At 74.4% G+C, this 22,416-nt stretch carries 2 protein-coding genes; both read left to right on the top strand.

Going from position 1 to position 22,416, the window contains the following annotated elements; translation table 11 throughout:
- Positions 1-70: 70 nt before the first annotated feature.
- Positions 71-7,861 carry a non-ribosomal peptide synthetase gene (locus CG723_RS40025; protein ID WP_100598472.1) on the top strand — a complete coding sequence of 2,597 codons (7,791 nt, stop codon included), beginning with the start codon at positions 71-73 and terminating at the stop codon, positions 7,859-7,861.
- Positions 7,858-22,407 carry a non-ribosomal peptide synthetase gene (locus CG723_RS40020; RefSeq protein ID WP_100598471.1) on the top strand — a complete coding sequence of 4,850 codons (14,550 nt, stop codon included), beginning with the start codon at positions 7,858-7,860 and terminating at the stop codon, positions 22,405-22,407. Before CG723_RS40025 ends, CG723_RS40020 begins: the two co-directional genes overlap by 4 nt.
- The last annotated feature ends 9 nt before the right edge of the window (positions 22,408-22,416 follow it).

Genomic DNA, 22,416 nt, shown 5'->3' with positions numbered 1-22,416 from the left:
CAACCCGCCGCGTGAGGCTGGACCGGTACTGCGCCGACCAGCAGCGGACGGCCCGGACTTTGGGGGAAGAGTGTCTGTTCCCGTTCCTGACGGCACGCGTCTGCCACTGACGGCGGCCCAGCTCGGCATCTGGTTCGCCCAGGCCCGGGACCCGCACAGCCCCGTCTACAACACCGGCGAGTACGTCGAACTCACCGGCCCGCTGGACGCGGACCGCTTCGAGAGGGCGCTGCGCGACGTCATCGCCCGCACCGACGCGCTACGGCTGCGCTTCCACCCCGAAGCCGACGGGACCGTCACACAGAGCGCCGACGCGGACCCCTCCTTCACGGTCCACCGGATCGACGTCAGCGCCTCGCCCGACCCGGCGGCCGCCGCCGACGCCTGGATGCGGGACGTCATCGCGCGCCCCCTCGACGCCGCCGGCGGCGGGCCCCTGTTCACCCAGGCGCTGTTCAAACTGGGGGAGGGGTCCCACCGCTGGTTCAGCCACGTCCACCACCTCCTCATCGACGGCTACGGGTTCCGGCTCGTCGCCGAACGCGTCGCCCGCGCCTACACCGGTGCCGCCGCCGGACCCGACTGCTCCGCACGCGAGCTGACCGACGCCGAGGCCGCGTGGCGCGACTCGCCCGCCCACGACCGGGACCGCGCACACTGGCTCGCCGCCCCGCGCCGCACTCCCGTCACTCTCGCCGGGTCCACCGCGCCCGCCGCGCCGCACGCCCGGCGGCACACCGCCTTCGTGGGCCGTGACGTGCTGGCGGGTCTCACCGCCGTCGCCGCCGCCGCCGAGACCGGCTGGCAGGTCGTCGCGCCGGCCGCTGTCGCCGCGTACGTCCAGTGGCTGACAGGAGAGCCGGGCATCACCCTGGGAATGCCGGTCACCGCGCGCCTCACCCCTGCCGCCCGCCGCACCCCCGGCATGGTCGCCAACGTCCTCCCGCTGTACGTCGCACCGCGCCCCGCCGCCCCGCTTACCGAGCTGGTCGCCGACGTCCGTGACGCCCTCGTCCCCGTGCTGCGGCACCAGCGCTACCCGTACGAGGAGGCGCGCCGCGACCTCGGTCTGGTCGGTGAGCGCGGCTACGGGCCCGTCGTCAACGTGATGCCCTATCAGCGGGCCCTGGACTTCGGCGAGGCGGCCGCCTCCGTGCACCCGGTGTCCACGGGACCCGTCGACGACCTGAAGTTCTCCGTGTACGAGGAGCCGGGCGACACCGGGCTGCGCATCGATGTCGAGGCCAACCCGGACCTGTACGGCGAGGCGGAGACCGCGGCGCACCTGGAGCGCTTCACCCGCTTCCTGCGCGCCCTCGCCGCCGCGGACCCCGACACGCCCCTGGCCCGCCTGCACGCCGGGGAGACGCCGGCCGACGGCGACCCGCAGGAGGCGGCCGCCACCGGCACCCTGCACGCACGGTTCGCGGCCCGCGCCGCCGCCACCCCCGACGCGGTCGCCGTCAGCCACGAGGGCGACCACCTCACGTACGCCGAACTCGATGCCCGCGCCAACCGCCTGGCCCACCGCCTCGTCGCGGCCGGCGCCGGACCCGAGCGGCTCGTCGCCCTCACCCTGCCGCGCTCGCCCGACCTGGTCGTCGCCCTGCTCGCCGTCCTGAAGTCCGGCGCCGCCTACCTGCCGCTGGACCCCGACTACCCCGCGGACCGGCGCACCTGGATGCTCGAGGACGCGCGGCCCGTCCTCGTGCTCGACCCCGAGGCGATGCGCCAGGACCTGAGTGCGTACCCGGACACCGACCCGGGGGTCCGGGCGGACGCCTCGCACCCCGCGTACGTCATCTACACCTCCGGCTCGACCGGCCGGCCCAAGGGTGTCGTGATCCCGCACGCCAACGTGCTGCGGCTGTTCTCCGCCACCGGCCGCTGGTTCGACTTCGGCGCCGACGACGTGTGGACCCTGTTCCACTCCTACGCCTTCGACTTCTCCGTCTGGGAGATCTGGGGAGCGCTGCTCCACGGGGGTCGTCTCGTCGTCGTGCCGTACACGGTCAGCCGCTCGCCCGACCGCTTCCTCGACCTGCTCGCCCGCGAACGGGTCACCGTCCTCAGCCAGACCCCGACCGCCTTCCACCAGCTCGACACCGCCGACCGTGAACGCGGCGCCGACGCCCCCGAACTCGCCCTGCGCCAGGTGGTGTTCGGCGGCGAGGCACTGGAGCCCGCGCGGCTGGCGAACTGGTACGCGCGGCGCGGCGCCGACGCGGCCCGGCTGGTCAACATGTACGGCATCACCGAGACGACCGTGCACGTCACCTGCGCGCCCCTCGGCCCGGAACACGCCGTGCCCGGCGCCCGGTCCTTCGTCGGCGGCCCCCTCACCGACCTGCGCACCCGCGTCCTCGACGCCGCGCTGCGCCCCGTTCCCGCCGGATTCACGGGCGAGTTGTACGTGTCCGGCCCCGGCCTCGCCCGCGGCTACCTGGGCCGCCCCGACCTGACCGCCGACCGTTTCGTCGCCGACCCCTACGGCCCGCCCGGCACCCGCATGTACCGCACCGGTGACCTGGTGCGGCTCCTGGACGACGGCACCTTCGACTATCTGGGCCGCGGCGACCACCAGGTGAAGATCCGCGGGTTCCGCATCGAACTCGGCGAGATCGAGTCCGCGCTCGTCGCGCACCCCGGCGTCGCCGAGGCCGCGGTCGTGGTCCGGGAGGACCGGCCGGGCGACAAGCGGCTCGCCGCCTACGCGGTGCCCGCCACCGGACACACCCCCGACCCTGCCGACTGGCGCCGCCTGCTCGCCGCGACGCTGCCCGCACACTGCGTGCCCGCCTCCTTCACCCCGCTCGACGCGCTGCCGCTGACCGCCAACGGCAAACTCGACCGGGCCGTGCTGCCAGCGCCCGCCGCTCCCGACGAGCCCCGCGAGGCCGCCGCGCCCGCCGCAGGACCCGAGGAGGAGGCACTGCGCCGGATCTTCGCCGACGTCCTGGGCGTCGGCGACACCGCCCGGGTCGGCGGCGACAGCGACTTCTTCACCCTCGGCGGCCACTCCCTGCTCGCCGGGCGGCTCATCGGCGCCGTGCGCGAGGCGCTCGGCGCCGAGATCACCATCCAGGACCTCTTCGAGGCGCCGACGCCGGCCGGCCTGGCCGCACGCGTGGCCGGGGCAGCGAGGGCCGCCCGGCCCCCGCTGCGCCCCGCGGCGCACGGTGACGAGCCCCCCATGTCGTACGCCCAGCACCGCATGTGGGTCCTGCGCGAGGTGGAGGGGGCCGCGCCCACCTACAACATGCCGATCGCCCTGCGGATCACCGGCGCCCTCAACCGGATCGCCCTGCGCGAAGCCCTGCACGACCTGGTCACCCGCCACGAGAGCCTGCGTACGGTCTACCCCCGCGGGGAGCGTGGCGCCGCCCCGCGGCTGCTGCCGCCCGAGGAGGCCAGGCCCTGGGTGATCGAGTCCCGGATCGAGCCCGAGAGGCTGCCGGACGAGCTCACCGCCGCGGCCCGCACCCCGTTCAACCTCGACTGCCAACTCCCCATCCGGGCCTACCTGTTCACGCTGCCCGACGGGGACAACGTACTGCTGCTGCTGATGCACCACGTGGCCGGCGACGGCTGGTCGCTGCGCCCCCTGCTCGGCGACCTGTCCGCCGCGTACGCGTCCCGGCTGGCCGGGCACGCGCCCGGCCTCCCGCCGCTGCCGGTCAGCTACGCCGACTTCGCCCTGTGGCAGCGCGACCTGCTCGGCGACGAGCGGGACCCGGGCAGCCTCGCCGGACGCCAGCTCGCCTACTGGGAGCGGAACCTGGCCGGCGCGCCCGACCAGCTGGAACTGCTCGCCGACCGGCCCCGCCCGCCGGTGGCCGAGCACCGCGGCGGCTCCGTCCCCCTCGACATCGCACCCGCACTGCACGCCCGCATCGACGCGTTCGCCCGCACCCACGGATCCACCTGCCACATGGTGCTCCAGGCCACGCTGACCGCGCTGCTCAGCCGCCTGGGCGCGGGCACCGACATCTCCATCGGCTGCCCCACCGCCTCACGCCCCGACAGCGCCCTCGACGCCCTCGTGGGCTTCTTCGTCAACCCCGTCGTGCTGCGCACCGACACCTCGGGCGATCCCTCCTTCACCGAACTGCTCGCCCGCGTCCGCACCGCCGCGCTGGCCGCGTACGCCCACCAGGACGTGCCCTTCGACCGCGTCGTGGAGCGCCTCCAGCCCGAACGCTCGGCCGCCCGCCATCCGCTGTTCCAAGTGGTCCTCTCCTACCAGGACTTCGAGGCCCCCGCCGAGCTGCGGGGCGTCGAGGTCCGGCGCGAGCCGGTCGACTTCGGCGTCGCCAAGTTCGACCTCACCTTCAACGTGGTCGAGCACCGCACCGGCGCGGGGGAGTTCGCGGGAATCGACGGCGATCTCGAGTACGACGTCGCGCTGTACGACCGGGCCACCGCCGAGACCGTCGTACGCCGCTTCCTCGCCCTGCTCGACGCGGCCGTCGCCGCCCCCGACACGCCCGTCGGCGCCCACGAGCTCCTCGACGCCACCGAGAGCGCCCTGCTCGCCCACTTCAACGACACCGCGAGGCCCGTCCCGGCCACCGGGCTCGCCGAGCAGTTCGCCGCGCAGGCCGCCCGCACCCCCGACGCCGTCGCCGTGGTCGGCGACGACGGCACCGAACTCACCTACGCCGAGCTCGACCTGAGGTCCGGGCGGCTCGCGCGGCGGCTCGCCGCGTCCGGCATCGGCCGCGAGTCGGCCGTCGCCGTCCTTCAGCAGCGCTCGGCCGACCTGGTCGTGTCCCTGCTCGCAGTGCTGCGCACCGGTGGGTTCTACGTGCCGCTCAACACCCGCTACCCGGCCGCCCGGATGAGCCTGATCACCGGCGACGTCGGCGCGCGCGTCCTGCTCACCGACCGTGTCACCGACGCCGAACACGCCTGCGCGTCCTGGGCGGGCGACGCCGAAGTACTGGTGGTCGACGCGCTCCCGGACGAGGGCGACGCGCTGCCCGTCGTCCCCGCCCACCCGCACCAGCTCGCCTACGTGATGTACACGTCGGGCTCCACCGGCAACCCCAAGGGCGTCGCCATCACACACGGCGACGTCGGCGTCCTCGCCGCCGACCACTGCTGGCGCACCGGCAACCAGGAGCGCGTGCTGCTCCACTCCCCGTACTCCTTCGACACCTCCCAGTACGAGCTGTGGGTGCCCCTGCTGTCCGGCGGTGCCGTCGTCGTCGCGCCCCCCGGGGACCTGGACACCCGGGCCCTGGAACGGGCGATCGTGGACGGCAGGGTCACCGGCATGTGGCTCACGTCCGGCCTGTTCAACCTGCTCGCCGAGGAGTCCCCCGGCTGCTTCACCGGCGTACGCGAGGTGTGGACCGGCGGCGACGTCGTCTCCCCGGCCGCCGTCAGCCGGGTGCTCGCGGCGTCCCCGACGACGATGGTCGTCGACGGCTACGGACCCACCGAGGCCACCACCTTCGCCACCCACCACTTCATGCGGGCCCCCTGGGAGCAGGAGAGCACCGTCCCCATCGGCACCCCCCTGGACAACACCACCTGCCACGTCCTCGACGACCTGCTGCGCCCCGTACCGCCCGGCGTGAGCGGCGAGCTGTACATCGGCGGCGCCCGGCTCGCCCGTGGCTACCTCAAGCGGCCAGACGCCACCTCGGAGCGCTTCGTCGCCGACCCGTTCGCGGCCGCGCCGGGCGCCCGCATGTACCGCACCGGCGACCTGGTGCGCCGCCGCCCCGACGGCATCCTGGAGTTCCTCGGCCGCGCCGACCACCAGGTCAAGGTGCGCGGCTTCCGGATCGAGCTCGGCGAGATCGAGTCCGTGCTCGGCGCCCACCCGCGCGTCGCCCAGTGCGCCGTCCTCGTCCGCGAGGACGGGTCCGTCGCGAACAACGCCAAGCGGCTCGTCGCCTACGTCGTCGCCGCGCCCGGCGCCGACGTCGACGCCTCCGTGCTGCGTCAGCACGTCGCGGCGGCGCTGCCCGACTACATGGTGCCCGCCGCGTTCGTGGGCCTGGACGCGCTGCCGCTCACCGCCAACGGCAAGCTCGACCGGCGGTCCCTGCCCGCCCCCGACTTCGGCGCCGCCGAATCGGCCGGGCGCGCCCCGCGAACCCCGCGCGAGGAGCTGCTCGCGGTGCTGTTCGCCGAGGTGCTCGGCGCCGACGGCGTCTCGATCGACGACAGCTTCTTCGACCGCGGCGGCGACAGCATCATGGTCATCCAGCTCGTCGGCAAGGCCCGGCGCGCAGGGCTCTCGCTGACCGCCACGCAGGTCTTCGAGCACAAGACGGTCGCGGCACTCGCCGGCGTCGCCGAGACCCTCGCCGAGGAGCCCGCCCCACCCGGGCAGGGAGCCCTCGCGTCGGCGGCGACGGGCGATGTCCCGCTCACCCCGATCATGCACTGGCTGCGCGAACGCGGCGGCCCCGTCGAGGCGTTCAGCCAGTCGATGGTGGTCGCGGTCCCCGCGGAGCTCGACGAGGCCCGGCTCGTCGCCGCGCTGCGCACCCTCATCGACCACCACGACGTGCTGCGCGCGGTGTTCACGCGCGACGGCGACAGCTGGTCGATGCGGATCGACGCCCCCGGCGGCGCACACGCCGAGGACTGGGTGCGTCGCGTGGACGCCGCCGGACTCGACGACGCGGCGCTGCGCGCCCTGGCCGCCGAGGAAGCCGCGGCCGCCCGGGACCGCCTCGACCCGTTCGCCGGTCGCAACGGCCGGGCCGTCTGGCTGGACGCGGGCCCGGGCCGGCCGGGCCGGCTCCTGCTGACCCTCCACCACCTGGTCGTCGACGGCGTCTCCTGGCGCATCCTGCTGCCCGACCTGAAGGCGGCCTGGGAGGCCACGGAGCCGGGCGTCACCGGGTCCCTGCCGCCCGTCGGCACGCCCTTCCGCGCCTGGGCGCGCTATCTCGCCGAAGAGGCCGCGCGGCCCGAACGGACGGCCGAACTCGCCCTGTGGACCAGGACGCTGGCCGGCGGCGCCGCGCCCGTGACCACGCAGCCGCTCGACCCGGGGCTGGACACCGCCGCCACCGCCCGCAGCCTGAGCATCGACCTGGACGGCGCGACCACCTCCGCGCTGCTCACCACCGTCACCGCCGCGTTCAACGGGCGCGTCGACGACGTCCTGCTCACCGCGTTCGCGCTCGCCGTCGCCGACTGGCGCCGCCGCCGGGGCCTCGGTGACGTCGACGCCGTCCTCATCGACCTCGAAGGACACGGCCGTGAGCCCGGCGGCAGCGGCGCCGAACTCTCCCGCACCGTCGGCTGGTTCACCAGCATGTACCCCGTACGGCTGGCCCCCGGCGCGCTCGACCGCGCCGACGCCCTCGCGGGCGGCCCCGCCGCCGGGCAGGCCGTCAAGCGGATCAAGGAGCAGCTGCGCGAGATCTCCGACGGCGGCATCGGCCACGGCCTGCTCCGTCACCTCGACGTCCGCACCGGCCGCAGCCTCGCCGCGCTCGCCCGGCACGGCACGCCCGACCTCGGGTTCAACTACCTGGGCCGGTTCCTCGGTGAGGAGGGCGGTCTGTGGACGGCCGCCCCCGACGCCGACGCGATCGGCGACGGCACCGACGCCGATCTGCCCCTGGCGCACGCCGTCGAGGTCAACGCCCTCACCCGTGACGGGAGTTCGGGCCCCCGGCTGCAGGCCGTGTGGACCTGGGCGGGCCGGCTCCTCGACGAGGCCGCCGTGCGCGACCTCGGCGAGACCTGGTTCCGCGCTCTCAAGGCCCTCGTCACCCATGCCGAACGTCCCGACGCGGGCGGCATCACTCCCTCCGACCTGTCCCTGGTCTCGCTCAGTCAGGACCAGATCGACCAGCTCGAAGCCGCCTGGAAGGTAGCCCGATGACGCAGTCCGGACTCGCCGACGTTCTGCCCCTGTCCCCGCTCCAGGAAGGTCTCCTCTTCCAGGTCACCTACGGCGCCGAGGCCGAGGGCACGGACGTCTACACCGTCCAGATGGTCTTCGAGCTGCGCGGCCCGCTCGTGGAGGACGACCTGTCGGCGGCCGCCGGCACCCTGCTGCGCCGCCACCCCAACCTGCGCGCGGGCTTCTGGCAGCAGAACGTCGAACGGCCCGTCCAGTTCGTGCCCCACGAGGTGCCGCTGCCCTGGCGGACCCGTGACCTCACCGGGCTCGGCGACGAGGAGCGCGAGCGCGCCGTAGCGGCGTACGTCGCCGACGACCGCGCCGAGCGCTTCGACCCGGGCGCCCCGCCGCTGATCCGCTTCGGGCTGCTCGCCCTCGCCCCCGAGCACCACAAGCTCGTCCTCACCACGCACCACCTGCTCCTCGACGGCTGGTCGATGCCGCTGCTCGTACGCGAACTGTTCACGCTTTACGGGCAGTCCGGCGACGACGCGGGCCTGCCGCCCGTCACCCCCTACCGCGCCTACCTGGGCTGGCTCGCCGGGCGCGACGACGACGCGGCACGCGCCGCCTGGCGCGCCGCCTTCGCGGATCTCGAGGGACCGAGCCTGGTCGCGGGCGCCGGAGCCGGCCGGGGCGCGGCCGGCGGGTCCGCCCTGCCCGGCCAGATCTGGCACGAGATCGACGCCGCGACCACCACTCGGCTCACGGCGCTCGCCCGCTCCCGCAACATCACCCCCAACACGCTGGTGCAGGGTGCCTGGGCGCTGCTGCTCGGCCGTGAACTGGGCCGCGACGACGTCGTGTTCGGCGCGACCGTCGCCCACCGCCCGCCGGAGATACCCGGCATCGAGTCGACGATCGGCATGTTCATCAACACCCTGCCGGTCCGCGTCCGCGTCCGCCCGTCCGAGACCCTCGGCGAGCTGCTCGGCCGCGTCCAGCAGGAGCAGGCCGCTCTGATCGAGCACCGGCACCTGTCCCTCACCGAGGTGCAGGCGGCGGCCGGCACCGGCGAACTCTTCGACACCGTCGTGGTGTTCGAGAACTATCCCCTCGACCCGGCCGTCCTGCGCGCCGAGTCCCGGGGCCTGCGCCTCGCGGGTTTCGAGGTCGGCGACGCCACCCACTACCCGCTGAGCCTGCTCGCCATCCCCGGCGACACCATCCGCTTCCGCCTCGACCACCGGGGCGACGTGGTGGACGAGGCGGGCGCGCGCAGGCTGCTCGGGCGGCTCGACGCGCTGCTGTCCGACATCGCCGAGCACGGCGCCGACCTGCCCGTGGGCCGCTTCGACCTGCTGTCCGGCGACGAACGCCGCCTGGTCGTCGAGAAGTTCAACGCGAGCGGCGCCCCGGCACCCGAGCGCACCCTGGCCGCACTGTTCGAGGAGCAGGCCGCCCGCACCCCCGGCGTCACCGCCCTGGCCGTGGGCGACGAGTCGCTGACGTACGCCGAGCTGAACGCGCGTGCCAACCGGCTGGCGCGCCGGCTCGTCGAGCAGGGCGCGGGCCCCGAGGAGACCGTCGCGCTGCGGCTGCCGCGCTCCCTCGACCTGTACGTGGCGCTGCTCGCCGTCCTCAAGACCGGCGCCGCCTACCTCCCGGTGGACGTCGCCTACCCGGCCGAGCGCATCGCCTTCATGATGGACGACGCCCGGCCCGCCGTGGTCCTCACCGGCGAGGAGAGCGGCCAGGACCTGCTCACCTACGCGGACACGGACCTCACCGACGCCGAACGGACCACGCCGCTGCTGCCGCACCACCCGGCGTACGTCATCTACACGTCCGGTTCCACGGGCACCCCCAAGGCCGTCGTCATGCCGGGCAGCGCCCTGGTCAACCTGCTCGCCTGGCACCAGCGGGAGATACCCGGCGAACCGGGCACCGCCGTCGCGCAGTTCACCACCATCGGCTTCGACGTGGCCGCCCAGGAGATCCTCGCCACCCTGCTGCACGGCAAGACCCTCGCCGTCCCGGCCGAGGATGTGCGGCGCAGCGCGGAGCAGCTCACCGCCTGGCTCGACGAGCACGACGTCGCCGAGCTGTACGCGCCCAGCCTCGTCATCGAGGCCGTCGCCGAGGCCGCCGCCGAAGCGGGCCGCACCCTGCCCGCCCTGCGCCACATCGCCCAGGCGGGCGAGGCCCTGTCGCTCGGCCCCGCCGTGCGCGACTTCGTCGCCGCCGTGCCGGGGCGGCGGCTGCACAACCACTACGGGCCCGCCGAGACCCATGTGATGACCGGCGCCGCCCTGCCCGACGACCCGACGGCCTGGACCGAGCCCGCCCCGATCGGCCGCCCCGTCTCCGGGGCCCGCGTCTACGTCCTCGACAGCGCGCTGCGCCCGGTGGCGCCCGGCGCCGTCGGCGAGCTGTACCTGGCCGGCGCGGGCGTCTCACGCGGCTATCTGAACCGGCCCGTGCTGACCGCCGAGCGGTTCGTCGCCGACCCGTACGGCGCCGCGGGCACCCGTATGTACCGCACCGGCGACCTCGGCCGCTGGAACGCGGACGGACAGCTGGAGTTCGCGGGCCGCGCCGACCACCAGGTCAAGATCCGCGGCTTCCGCATCGAGCCCGGCGAGATCGAGTCCGCGCTCACCGCGCTCCCGGCCGTCGCCCGTGCCGCCGTACTCGCCCGCGAGGACGGTCCCGCCGGAAGCAGTGACAAGCGCCTGGTCGCCTACGTCGTCCCGGCGAACGGCCCCGGCAGCCTCCTCGACACGACGGCCCTGCGCACCGAACTCGCCCGCTCACTGCCGGAGTTCATGGTCCCCGCCGCGATCGTCGCCCTGCCCGAGCTGCCGCTCACCCCCAACGGCAAGCTCGACCGGGCCGCACTGCCCGCACCCCAGGTGACCACGGTCCGGCGCGGGCCGCGCTCGCCCCGCGAGGAGATCCTGTGCACCCTCTTCGCGGCCGTCCTCAAGGTCCCGCAGGTCGGCATCGACGACAACTTCTTCGACCTGGGCGGGCACTCGCTGCTCGCCACCCGGCTGATCAGCCGCATCCGCACCGTCCTCGGCACCGAGGTCTCCCTGCGCGACCTGTTCGACGCGCCGACCGTCGCGGGCCTGGGCGGCCGCCTCGACCAGGCGTCGGGGGCCCGCCCCGCCCTGGCCCCGGCCGAGCGCCCCGAGCGGCTGCCGCTGTCGCACGCGCAGCGCCGGCTGTGGTTCCTGGGCCGCCTCGACGGCCCCAACAGCACCTACAACATCCCGCTGACGCTGCGGCTGCGCGGCGACGTGGACCGGGCCGCGCTGCGAGCCGCCCTCGCCGACCTGACCACCCGCCACGAGACACTGCGCACCGTCTACCCGAGCCACGAGGGTGAGCCCTACCAGCACATCCTGCCGCCCGGTGAGGCCGCCCCCGCCCTGGACGTCGTACCCGCCGAGGAGGCCACACTCGGCGAGCGGCTCTCCGGGGCCGCCGCGCAGCCCTACGACCTCACCCGCGAACTCCCGCTGCGCGCCACGCTGTTCGAGCTCGGCGAGCGCGAGCACGTGCTGTTCCTGCTGCTCCATCACATCGCGGGCGACGGCTGGTCCCTGGCCCCGCTCGCCCGTGACCTCGGCCGCGCCTACGCCGCGCGGTGCGCCGGGCGCGCCCCCGACTTCGCGCCGCTGCCGGTCCAGTACGCCGACTACACGCTGTGGCAGCGCGAGCTGCTCGGTGACGCGGACGACGACGGGTCGCTGCACGGTGCTCAACTGGCCCACTGGCGCGAGGCGCTGAAGGGGGCTCCCGCACATCTGGAGCTGCCCACCGACCACGCGCGGCCCGTCGTCGCGAGCCACCGGGGCGAGACCGTGCCGTTCCGTATCGCCGCCGAGCTCCACGAGAAGCTGACCGCGCTCGCGAAGGCCTCGGACAGCAGCCTGTTCATGGTGCTGCAGGCCGCGTTCGCGGCGCTGCTCACCCGGCACGGCGCGGGCACCGACATCCCCGTCGGCAGCCCCATCGCGGGCCGTACCGACGACGCGCTCGACGATCTCGTCGGCTTCTTCGTCAACACGCTCGTCCTGCGCACCGACACCTCCGGCGATCCGTCGTTCGCCGAACTGGTCAAACGCGTGCGGCAGTTCGACCTCGCCGCGTACACGCACCAGGACCTGCCGTTCGAGAAGCTCGTCGAGGAGGTCAACCCGGAGCGCACCCTCGCGCGCAACCCGCTCTTCCAGGTCGTCCTCGCCCTGCAGTCCATGCCCGCCGCCGACCTCGCCCTGCCCGGCCTGGAGGTCGCCGCCGAGCCCGTCCGCGTCGGCTTCGCCAAGTTCGACCTCGGCCTCGCCGTCGTCGAGGAGCACACCGCCGACGGCGTCCGCGCCGGCATCCGCGGCGACTGGGAGTTCAGCACCGAACTCTTCGAGCGCGCCACCGTGGAGGCACTCGGCGAGCGGCTGGTGCGATTCCTCGACGCCGTCGCCGACGACCCGCAGCGCACCATCGGCTCCGTCGACCTGCTCGGCCCCGCCGAGCGCCACCACGTGCTCGTCGACTTCAACCTCCCCGCCGACGCGCCCGACAGGACGGAGCGCACCCTCACCGCGCTCTTCGAGGAACAGGCCGCCCGCACCCCCGACGCCACCGCGCTGGTCATGGGGACCCGGTCGCTCACGTACGGGCAGGCCGACGCCCGCGCCAACCGGCTCGCCCGCCACCTCGTCGCACAGGGCGCGGGACCGGAGCGCATCGTCGCCCTCCGACTGCCCCGCTCCCTCGACCTGTTCACCGCGGTGCTCGCCGTGTGGAAGTCCGGCGCCGCCTATCTCCCCATCGACCCGGACTACCCGGCCGACCGCATCGCGCACATGCGCGCCGACGCCCGCCCGGCGCTGGTCCTCGAATCGCTCCCGCAGGACCTGAGCGAGTACCCGGACACGGCCCTCACCGACGCCGACCGCCTCACCCCACTCCTGCCCCAGCACCCGGCGTACGTCATCTACACCTCCGGCTCCACCGGCCTGCCCAAGGGCGTCGTGGTGCCGCACCGCGCCGCCACGGCGACGCTCCCCGCGCAGGCCGCCGCCTTCGGTCTCGGTCCGCACAGCCGCGTCCTCAACTTCGCCTCGATCAGCTTCGACGCGGCCCTGTGGGAGCTCACCTCCGCCCTGCTCACCGGCGCCGGTCTGGTCATCGCCACGCCGGACGAACTCCTGCCGGGCCCCGGCCTCGCACGCCTCGTACGCGACCAGGGCGTCACTCTGATCGCCCTCCCGCCGAGCGCTCTTCCCGCCCTGCCCGACGGCGCGCTGCCGCCCGGCACGGACCTGATCGTCGCGGGCGACACCACGGCCGCCGACCAGAGCGGGCGGTTCGCCCCCGACCGCCGCATGGTCAACGCGTACGGGCTCACCGAGACGACCGTGTGCGCCACCATGAGCGCACCGCTGGCCGGGGCCGTCGTCCCGCCGATCGGCCGCCCCGTCGACGGCGCGCGCGTCTATGTCCTCGACGAGCGGCTGCGGCCCGTGCCGCCCGGCGTCACCGGCGAGATGTACGTCGCAGGCGCCGGCCTTGCCCGCGGCTATCTGGGCCGCCAGGAACTGACCGCCGAGCGGTTCGTCCCCGACCCGTACGCGCTCCTGTTCGGTGAGACCGGCGCCCGCATGTACCGCACCGGCGACCTCGCGCGGCTGCGGACCGACGGGCAGCTCGAGTTCGCCGGCCGCGCCGACCAGCAGCTCAAGATCCGCGGCTTCCGCATCGAGCCCGGCGAGGTCGAGGCGGCGCTCACCGCGCACCCGTCCGTCGCCACGGCCGCCGTCGTCGCCCGCGAGGACGGCCCCGCCACAAGCGGCGACAAGCGGCTCGTCGCCTATCTGGTGCGCGACACCCAGGGCGGCACCGAGGACGAGGCGCGCGGCACCGAGCAGGTCGGCATGTGGCAGGAGACGTACGAGCAGCTCTACGAGGCCGAGCCCGGCCGCGTGTTCGGCGAGGACTTCTCCGGCTGGAACAGCAGCTACACCGGTGAGGAGATCCCCCTGGACGAGATGCGGGAGTGGCGGGCCGCGACCGTCGACCGGGTCCTCGCGCTGCGCCCGCGCCGGGTCCTGGAGATCGGCTGCGGCACCGGCCTGATCCTCTCGCAGGTGGCCCCGCACGTGGAGGAGTACTGGGGCACGGACCTGTCGACGAGCGTCGTCGCCCAGCTCCGGACCCACCTGGACGCCCGGCCCGAACTGTCCGCGAAGGTCACCGTCCGCGCCCGGGCCGCGCACGAGACGGAGGGCCTGCCCGAGGGCCGGTTCGACACCGTCGTCGTCAACTCGGTGGTCCAGTACTTCCCGAACGCCGGCTACCTCGCCGACGTCCTTCGCGCGGCCGCGCGACTGCTCGCCCCGGGCGGCACCGTCTTCCTCGGCGACCTCCGTAGCCTGCGGACCCTGCGCACCTTCCGCACGGCCGTCGAACTGCGCCGCGCGGGCGCCTTCGCCGACCCGTCGGCGGTGCGCCGCGCCGTCGAGCAGTCCCTGGTCACCGAGAAGGAACTTCTCCTCGACCCGGACTTCTTCACGGACCTCGCCGCGCGGGAGCCGCTGTTCGCCTCGGCGGACGTCACCCTGCGCGACGCCGCCCACCACAACGAGATGAGCCGCCACCGCTACGACGTCACCCTGCGCCGTTCCGCCGGGCCCACGGCAGCCGCGGCGCCGGAGCGGACCCTGCGCTGGAACGCCGACGTGAACACCTTCGACGGCCTGGCCGAGGCACTGGGCGAGCGCCACGTGCGCGTCACCGGCATCCCCAACGCCCGGCTCGTGCGCGAAGGCGCGGCGCTCGCCGCGCTCACCGGCGGCGGGGCCGCCGAGGCCGCCGGCCTCCTCGACGGACCCGTGCCCGAGGGAGCCATCGACCCCGCCGCGGTGCGCGGCCTCGGCGCCGTGTGCACCTGGGGCGCGCAGGACGACACCTTCGACGCGTACACCGGCGACGGCCCCGCCTACACCCCGCGCGGCGGCGACCGCCCCCTCGCCAACGATCCCGCCCGCGGCCACGAGGACTCCCGCCTCACCGGCGAGCTGCGCGACCTCGTCGCCGAGCGGCTGCCCGCCCACATGGCCCCCGCCGCCTACGTGCTGCTGGACGCGCTGCCGCTGACAGCCAACGGCAAGCTCGACCGGGACGCGCTGCCCGCCCCCGACTGGGGCACCGAAGCCACCGGGCAGGCCCCGCGCACCCGCCGCGAGGAAATCCTGTCCACCCTGTTCGCCGAGGTGCTCGGGCTGCCGAAGGTGGGCATCGACCGCAGCTTCTTCGACCTGGGCGGGCACTCGCTCCTCGCGACGCGGCTGCTCAGCCGCATCCGCACCGTCCTCGGCGCCGAACTCGCCGTCCGCGACCTGTTCCAGGCGCCGACCGTCGCCGCGCTCGCCGAACGCGTCGACGGCGCGCACGACGCGCGCCCGGCACTGACCGTACGCACCCGTCCCGACGAGATGCCGCTGTCCTTCGCCCAGTACCGCCTCTGGTTCCTGCACCGCATGGAAGGCCCGAGCGCCACCTACAACATCCCGATGAGCCTGCGGCTCACCGGCGACCTCGACCAGGACGCCCTGCGCGCCGCCCTCACCGACCTGATGCGGCGTCACGAGACGCTGCGCACCGTCTATCCGGAGCGCGGCGGCGTCCCCCGCCAGCAGGTCCTGGACGCCGAGCGGCCCTCCTTCGAGACCGTGTCCACCACCGCCGAGCGCCTCGGCGCGGAGCTCACCGAGGCGGCCCGCCGCGGCTTCGACCTCGCCGGTGAACTCCCGCTGCGCGCCACCCTGTTCCGGCTCGGCGAGCAGGAACACGTCCTGCTGCTGCTCATGCACCACATCGCGGGAGACGGCTGGTCCTGGCCGCCGCTCGCCCGCGACCTGACCGAGGCCTACGCCGCGCGTCGCGCCGGGCGCGCCCCCGACTTCGCGCCGCTGCCGGTCCAGTACGCCGACTACACGCTGTGGCAGCGCGAACTGCTCGGTGACGAGCACGACCCCGACAGCCGCTACGCACACCAGCTCGCCTACTGGACCGACCGGCTCGACGGCATCACCGAGGAACTGGAGCTGCCCACCGACCGGCCCCGGCCCGCCGTCGCCACCCACCGCGGCGACACCGTGCCGTTCCGGATCACACCCGAACTGCACCAGCGCCTGGCCGCGCTCGCCGGCACCAGCCGCGCGAGCCTGTTCATGGTGCTGCAGGCCGCGTTCGCGGCGCTGCTCACCCGGCACGGCGCGGGCACCGACATCCCCGTCGGCAGCCCCATCGCGGGCCGTACCGACGACGCGCTCGACGATCTCGTCGGCTTCTTCGTCAACACGCTCGTCCTGCGCACCGACACCTCCGGCGATCCCACCTTCCGTGAACTCCTGGACCGGGTACGGGAGTCCGACCTCGCCGCGTACGCGAACCAGGACGTGCCGTTCGAGAAGCTCGTGGAGCGGCTGCGCCCGCAGCGCTCCCTCGCCCGCCACCCCCTGTTCCAGGTCATGCTGGCCTTCCAGAACAGCGGGGAGGCCCGCCTCGCGCTGCCCGGCCTCGAGGCCGAGGCCCTGCCGGTCGGCGTCGGCGTCGCCAAGTTCGACCTGCACCTGAGCATGGTCGAACTGCGCGCGGGGGACGGCGGTCCCGGCGGCATCCAGGCCGCCCTGGAATACAGCACGGACCTGTTCGAGCGGGCCACCGCCGAGGCGCTCGTCACCCGGCTCGAACGACTCCTCGACGCCGTCGCGGACGACCCCGACACCACCGTCGGCAGCGTCGAACTGCTGCACCCCGCCGAACGCCGCCGGGTTCTGGACGAGTGGAACGAGACCGATGGAACGGAGAGCGACACCGATGCGCGCGTACCCCACCTTCTCGAACGCCAAGTGGCGCGTACGCCGGATGCTCTGGCACTGGTGCACGGCAATGAGTCGCTGACGTACGCCCAGTTCAACGCCCGGGCCAACCGGCTGGCACGCCGCCTCGTGGAGCTGGGCGCCGGGCCCGAGCGGATCGTGGCGCTGCGGATGCCGCGCTGCCCGGACCTGTACGTGGCGATGGCCGCCGTCCTCAAGACCGGTGCGGCGTACCTGCCCGTCGACGTGTCCTACCCCGCCGAACGCATCGCCTTCATGATCGACGACGCCTGTCCCGCGATCGTGCTCGACTCGATGCCGCAGGGCCTGTCCGCCTACGCGGACACGGACCTCACCGACGCCGACCGGACCACGCCGCTGCTGCCCCAGCACCCGGCGTACGTCATCTACACCTCCGGGTCCACCGGCACCCCCAAGGCCGTCGTGATGCCCGGCAGCGCCCTGGTCAACCTGCTGACCTGGCACGCCCGCCGTTTCCCCGGCGGGCAGGGCGTGCGCACCGCCCAGTTCACCGCGATCGGCTTCGACTTCTCCGTCCAGGAGATCCTCTCCCCGCTCGTCATGGGCAAGACGCTCCTCGTGCCGTCCGACGAGGTCCGCCACAGCGCCGAGCTGCTCGCCGGCTGGCTCGACGAGCACCACGTCTCCGAGCTGTTCGCGCCGAACCTGGTCGTCGAGGCGGTCGCCGAGGCCGCTGCCGAAGCGGGCCGCACCCTGCCCCACCTCACGGACATCCTCCAGGGCGGCGAGGCGCTCACCCCGACCGAGCGGATGCGTGACTTCGCGTACGCGGTTCCGGGGCGGCGCCTGCACAACGTGTACGGCCCCGCCGAGACCCACGCCGTCACCACCCACACCCTGCCCGCCGACCCCGCGAACTGGGCGCAGGCCGTACCGATCGGGCGCCCCGTCGACCACGACCGGGTGTACGTCCTCGACAGCGCGCTGCGCCCGGTGCCGCCGGGCGTCACCGGCGAGCTGTACCTCGCCGGCGCGGGCGTCGCCCGTGGCTATCTGGGACAGCCCGCCCTGACCGCCGCCCGCTTCGTCGCCGACCCGTACGGCGCCGCAGGAACCCGTATGTACCGCACCGGTGACCTCGGCCGCTGGAACGCCGACGGACAGCTGGAGTTCGCGGGGCGTATCGACCACCAGGTGAAGATCCGCGGCTTCCGCGTCGAGCCCGGCGAGGTCGAGGCGGCGCTTACCGCGCACCCGCACATCGTCCAGGCAGCGGCCCTGCCGCACGGCGACCGGCTCGTGGCCTACGTCGTCACCCGAGAGGGCGCCGACCTCGGCGACGTACGGGCCCACCTGGCCGCACGGCTGCCGGACTTCATGGTCCCCTCCGCGTACACCGTCCTTGACGCGTTGCCGCTCACCCCGAACGGCAAGCTCGACCGGGCCGCGCTGCCCGCGCCGGAGGCCCCCGACGCAGCGGGCCGCGCCCCGCGCAGCCCGCGCGAGGAGATCCTGTGCGGCCTGTTCGCGGAAGTCCTCGGCACCGGACAGATCTCCATCGACGACAACTTCTTCGACCTCGGGGGACACTCGCTCCTCGCGACCCGGCTGCTCAGCCGCATCCGGACGGTCCTGGGCGCCGAGGTCTCGCTGCGCGACCTGTTCGAGGGACCCACCGTGGCCCGGCTCGGTGAGGCCGTCGACGCCGCCGGGCGCGGCAGCCGCCCCGCACTGCGCCCCATGGAACGGCCGGCCGAGCTGCCGCTCTCGCCCGCCCAGCGTCGCCTGTGGTTCCTCGGCCGCCTCACCGGCGACGACCCCGGCTACAACATGCCCGTGGGCCTGCGCCTGACCGGAACCCTCGACGCCGACGCACTCACCGCGGCCCTCGCCGACGTGAGCGCCCGGCACGAGACGCTGCGTACCGTCTTCCCCGAGGGCCAGGACGGCAGCCCCCGCCAGCACATCCTCGCCCCGGCCGACGCGCGCCCCGTCCTGCACCGGCGCGACACCACCGAGGACGACCTGGCAGCCGACCTGGCCGCGGCGGCACGGCACTCCTTCGACCTCACGGCCGACCTTCCGCTCAAGGCGGTCCTGTTCCGCCTCGACGAGCAGGAGCACGTACTGCTGCTCCTGCTGCACCACATCGCGGGTGACGGCTGGTCCCTCGCCCCGCTCACCCGAGACCTGGTCACCGCCTACGAGGCCCGCGGAAAGGGCCGCGCCCCCGAGTTCGCGCCGCTGCCGGTCCAGTACGCCGACTACACGCTGTGGCAGCGCGAGGTGCTCGGCGACGAGTCCGACCCGGCGAGCACGATCGCCCGGCAGAGCGCGTACTGGAAGGAGGCCCTGGCCGGGCTGCCCGACGAACTGCAACTCCCCGCCGCCCGGCCCCGCCCGGCCGTTCCCGCGCACCGAGGCGAGGCGGTCTTCCGTACCCTCGACGCCGACCTGCACCGGCAGCTCCTCGCGCTCGCCCGCTCCAGCGGCGGCAGCCTGTTCATGGTGCTGCAGGCCGCGCTGTCCGCGGTCCTGACCCGGCACGGCGCGGGCACCGACATCCCGGTCGGCAGCCCCGTCGCGGGCCGTACCGACGACGCGCTCGACGATCTCGTCGGCTTCTTCGTCAACACGCTCGTCCTGCGTACCGACACCTCCGGCGATCCCACCTTCCGTGAACTCCTGGACCGGGTACGGGAGTCCGACCTCGCCGCGTACGCCAACCAGGACATGCCGTTCGACAAGCTCGTCGAGGAGCTGAGTCCAGGGCGCTCCCTGGCACGCCACCCGCTCTTCCAGGTGCTGCTCGCCCTCCAGAACACCCCCGAGGCCGTCCTCGAACTGCCCGGGCTCACCGCACGGCCCGAGGTCGTCGCTCTCGGCGCCGCCAAGTTCGACCTGACGTTCAACCTGGCCGAACGGCACGGCGCGAGCGGTGAACCCCGGGGGATCGACGCCGTCCTCGAATACAGCACCGACCTGTTCGACGCGGCCACCGCGCAGGCACTCACGGACCGCCTCGTGGCCTTCCTCCGGTACGTCGCCGCCGACCCCGACGCCACCGTCACCGATGTGCCGATCCTGGGCACCGGCGAGCGGAACCTGGTGCTGACCGGCTGGAACGACACGGCGCACCGCCCCGGCCGGGCCGCCGCCGACGCCTCGCTCCCGCAGCGCGTCGCTGAACGCGCCGCCCGCACCCCGCACGCGATCGCCGTCGCCGAACCCGGCGCCACCACGCTCACCTACGCCCAACTCGACGCACGGGCGAACCAGTTGGCGCACCGTCTCGTCGCCGAGGGCGTGCGGACGGAGACACCGGTCGCCGTCCTCCAGGAACGCTCCGCGCACCTCGTCGTCAGCACGCTCGCCGTCCTCAAGGCGGGTGGCGTGTACGTGCCGCTGCACACCGGCTATCCCGAGGACCGGATGCGGCACGTCCTCACGGACACCGGCGCCGCGCTGCTGCTCACCGACGCCTTCCACGAGGAGACCGCTGCCCGCCTGGGCACCCGGACCCTCGCCCTGGACGACGGGCCGCTCACGGGGGAGCCGGCCACCGCCCCCGAAGTCACCGTGCTGCCGGACCAGTTGGCGTACATCATGTACACCTCCGGCTCCACCGGCCTGCCCAAGGGCATCGGCATCACCCACCGCGACGCCATCGCCCTCGCCGTGGACCGCTGCTGGGAGACCACCGCCGAGTCGCGGATCCTCATGCACTCCCCGTACGCCTTCGACATCTCCACCTACGAGCTGTGGAGTCCGCTGCTCGCGGGCGGCCGCATCGTCGTCGCCCCCCGCGGGGACGTCGACGCGACCATGCTGCGCCGCGTCCTGCCCGGGCAGGGCGTCACCTCGCTGCTGCTGACCGCAGGCCTGCTCGGCGCCGTCGCCGACGAGGCCCCCGAGGTCTTCGCGGGCGTCAAGGACGTGTGGACCGGTGGCGACGTGGTCCCGCCCACCGCCGTCCGCCGGGTGCTTCAGGCCTGCCCCGGCACCACGGTCAAGGCCCTGTACGGGCCCACCGAGATCACCCTCGGCTGCACCTGGCACCGGTTCACCGAGGCCGGGCAGGTGCCCGCCGCCGTGCCGATCGGCCGCCCCCTGGACGAGACCCGCGCCTACGTCCTCGACGAGAAGCTGCGGCCGGTGCCACCCGGCGTCCCCGGCGAGCTCTACATCGCCGGCGCCGGCCTCGCCCGCGGCTACCTGGCCCAGGCGGCCCGCACCGCCGAGCGCTTCACGGCCGACCCCTACGCGGAGCTCTTCGACGACGCGGGCGGCCGGATGTACCGCACCGGCGACATCGCCCGGCGCAATGCCGACGGGGCCCTGGAGTTCCTCGGGCGCGCCGACCAGCAGGTGAAGGTCCGCGGCTTCCGCATCGAACCCGGCGAGATCGAAACCGCGCTCGCCACCCACCCGGGCGTCACCCGTGCCGTGGTCGTCGCCCGCCCGCGCGGCGGGGACAAGGTGCTGGTCGCCTACGTCGTCGGCCAGGACGTCCGCCCCGGGGAACTGCGCGCCGAACTGGAGCAGTTGCTGCCCGACTACATGGTCCCGGCCGCGTTCGTGCCGATGACCGCCCTGCCGGTGACCCCCAACGGCAAGCTCGACCGTGCGGCGCTGCCGGAGCCCGAGTGGGGCGGCGGCACCGGACGACTGCCGCGCGGGCCGCGCGAGGAACTGTTGTGCGGCCTGTTCGCGGAGGTCCTCGACGCCGAGCGGGTCGGCATCGACGACAACTTCTTCGAACTCGGCGGACACTCCATGCTGGCCACCCGGCTCGTCGGCCGCATCAGGGCCCGGCTCGGCACCGAGGTCGGCGTCCGCACCCTCTTCGAGGCACCCACCGTCGCCGCGCTCGCCGCCCGCATCGACGGCGGCTCACCGGCCCAGCACGATCCGTTCGGCGTGGTGCTCCCCCTGCGCGCCACGGGCAACGGCACCCCGCTGTTCTGTGTCCACCCGGCCGGCGGCTTCGGCTGGATCTACTCCGGACTCCTGCGGCACATCGACCGTGACCAGCCCCTGTACGCGCTCCAGGCACGCGGCCTGAGCCACGAGGAGCCGCTGCCCGCCGACATCGACGCCATGGCCCGCGACTACGCGGAGCAGATCCGCAAGACGGTGCCCGAGGGCCCGTACGAGATCCTCGGCTGGTCCTTCGGCGGCCTGGTCGCCCACGCCGTCGCCACCCGGCTCCAGGCGGAAGGCGCCGAAGTGACGCTGCTCGCCGTCCTCGACGGCTATCCCGACGCCTACGACGGCACCGAGCACGAGGTCGGCGAGGAACAGGTCCTCGCGATCCTGCTCAACGCCGCCGGCATCGACCGCACCGAGACCTTCGGCGACGCGCCCCTGGAGCGGGCCGCCGTCCTGGAGCGCCTCGGCGAGAGCGGCAGCGCACTGGCCAACCTGGACGACGCGTCCGTGGGCCGCATGGTCACGGTCTTCCTCAACAACACGCGGCTCATCACGGACTTCAGGCCGCAGCCGTTCGCCGGCGACCTCGTCTTCTTCGGGGCCACCGTCGGACGCACCGACCCGGCGCTCACCCCGGACAGCTGGCGGCCCTACGTCAGCGGCCGGGTCGAGGAGCACCACCTGGACACCGACCACGCCGGTCTTGCCCGGCCCGAGGCCCTGGGCGTGATCGCCCGCACCCTGGCGGACCGCGGCGCCACGCGGGCCGGCAACTGAACGATCGGA

It is taken from the genome of Streptomyces sp. CB01635, from assembly GCF_002803065.1.
GTDB lineage: Bacteria > Actinomycetota > Actinomycetes > Streptomycetales > Streptomycetaceae > Streptomyces.
This window is presented reverse-complemented; position numbering and strand designations above follow the sequence as displayed.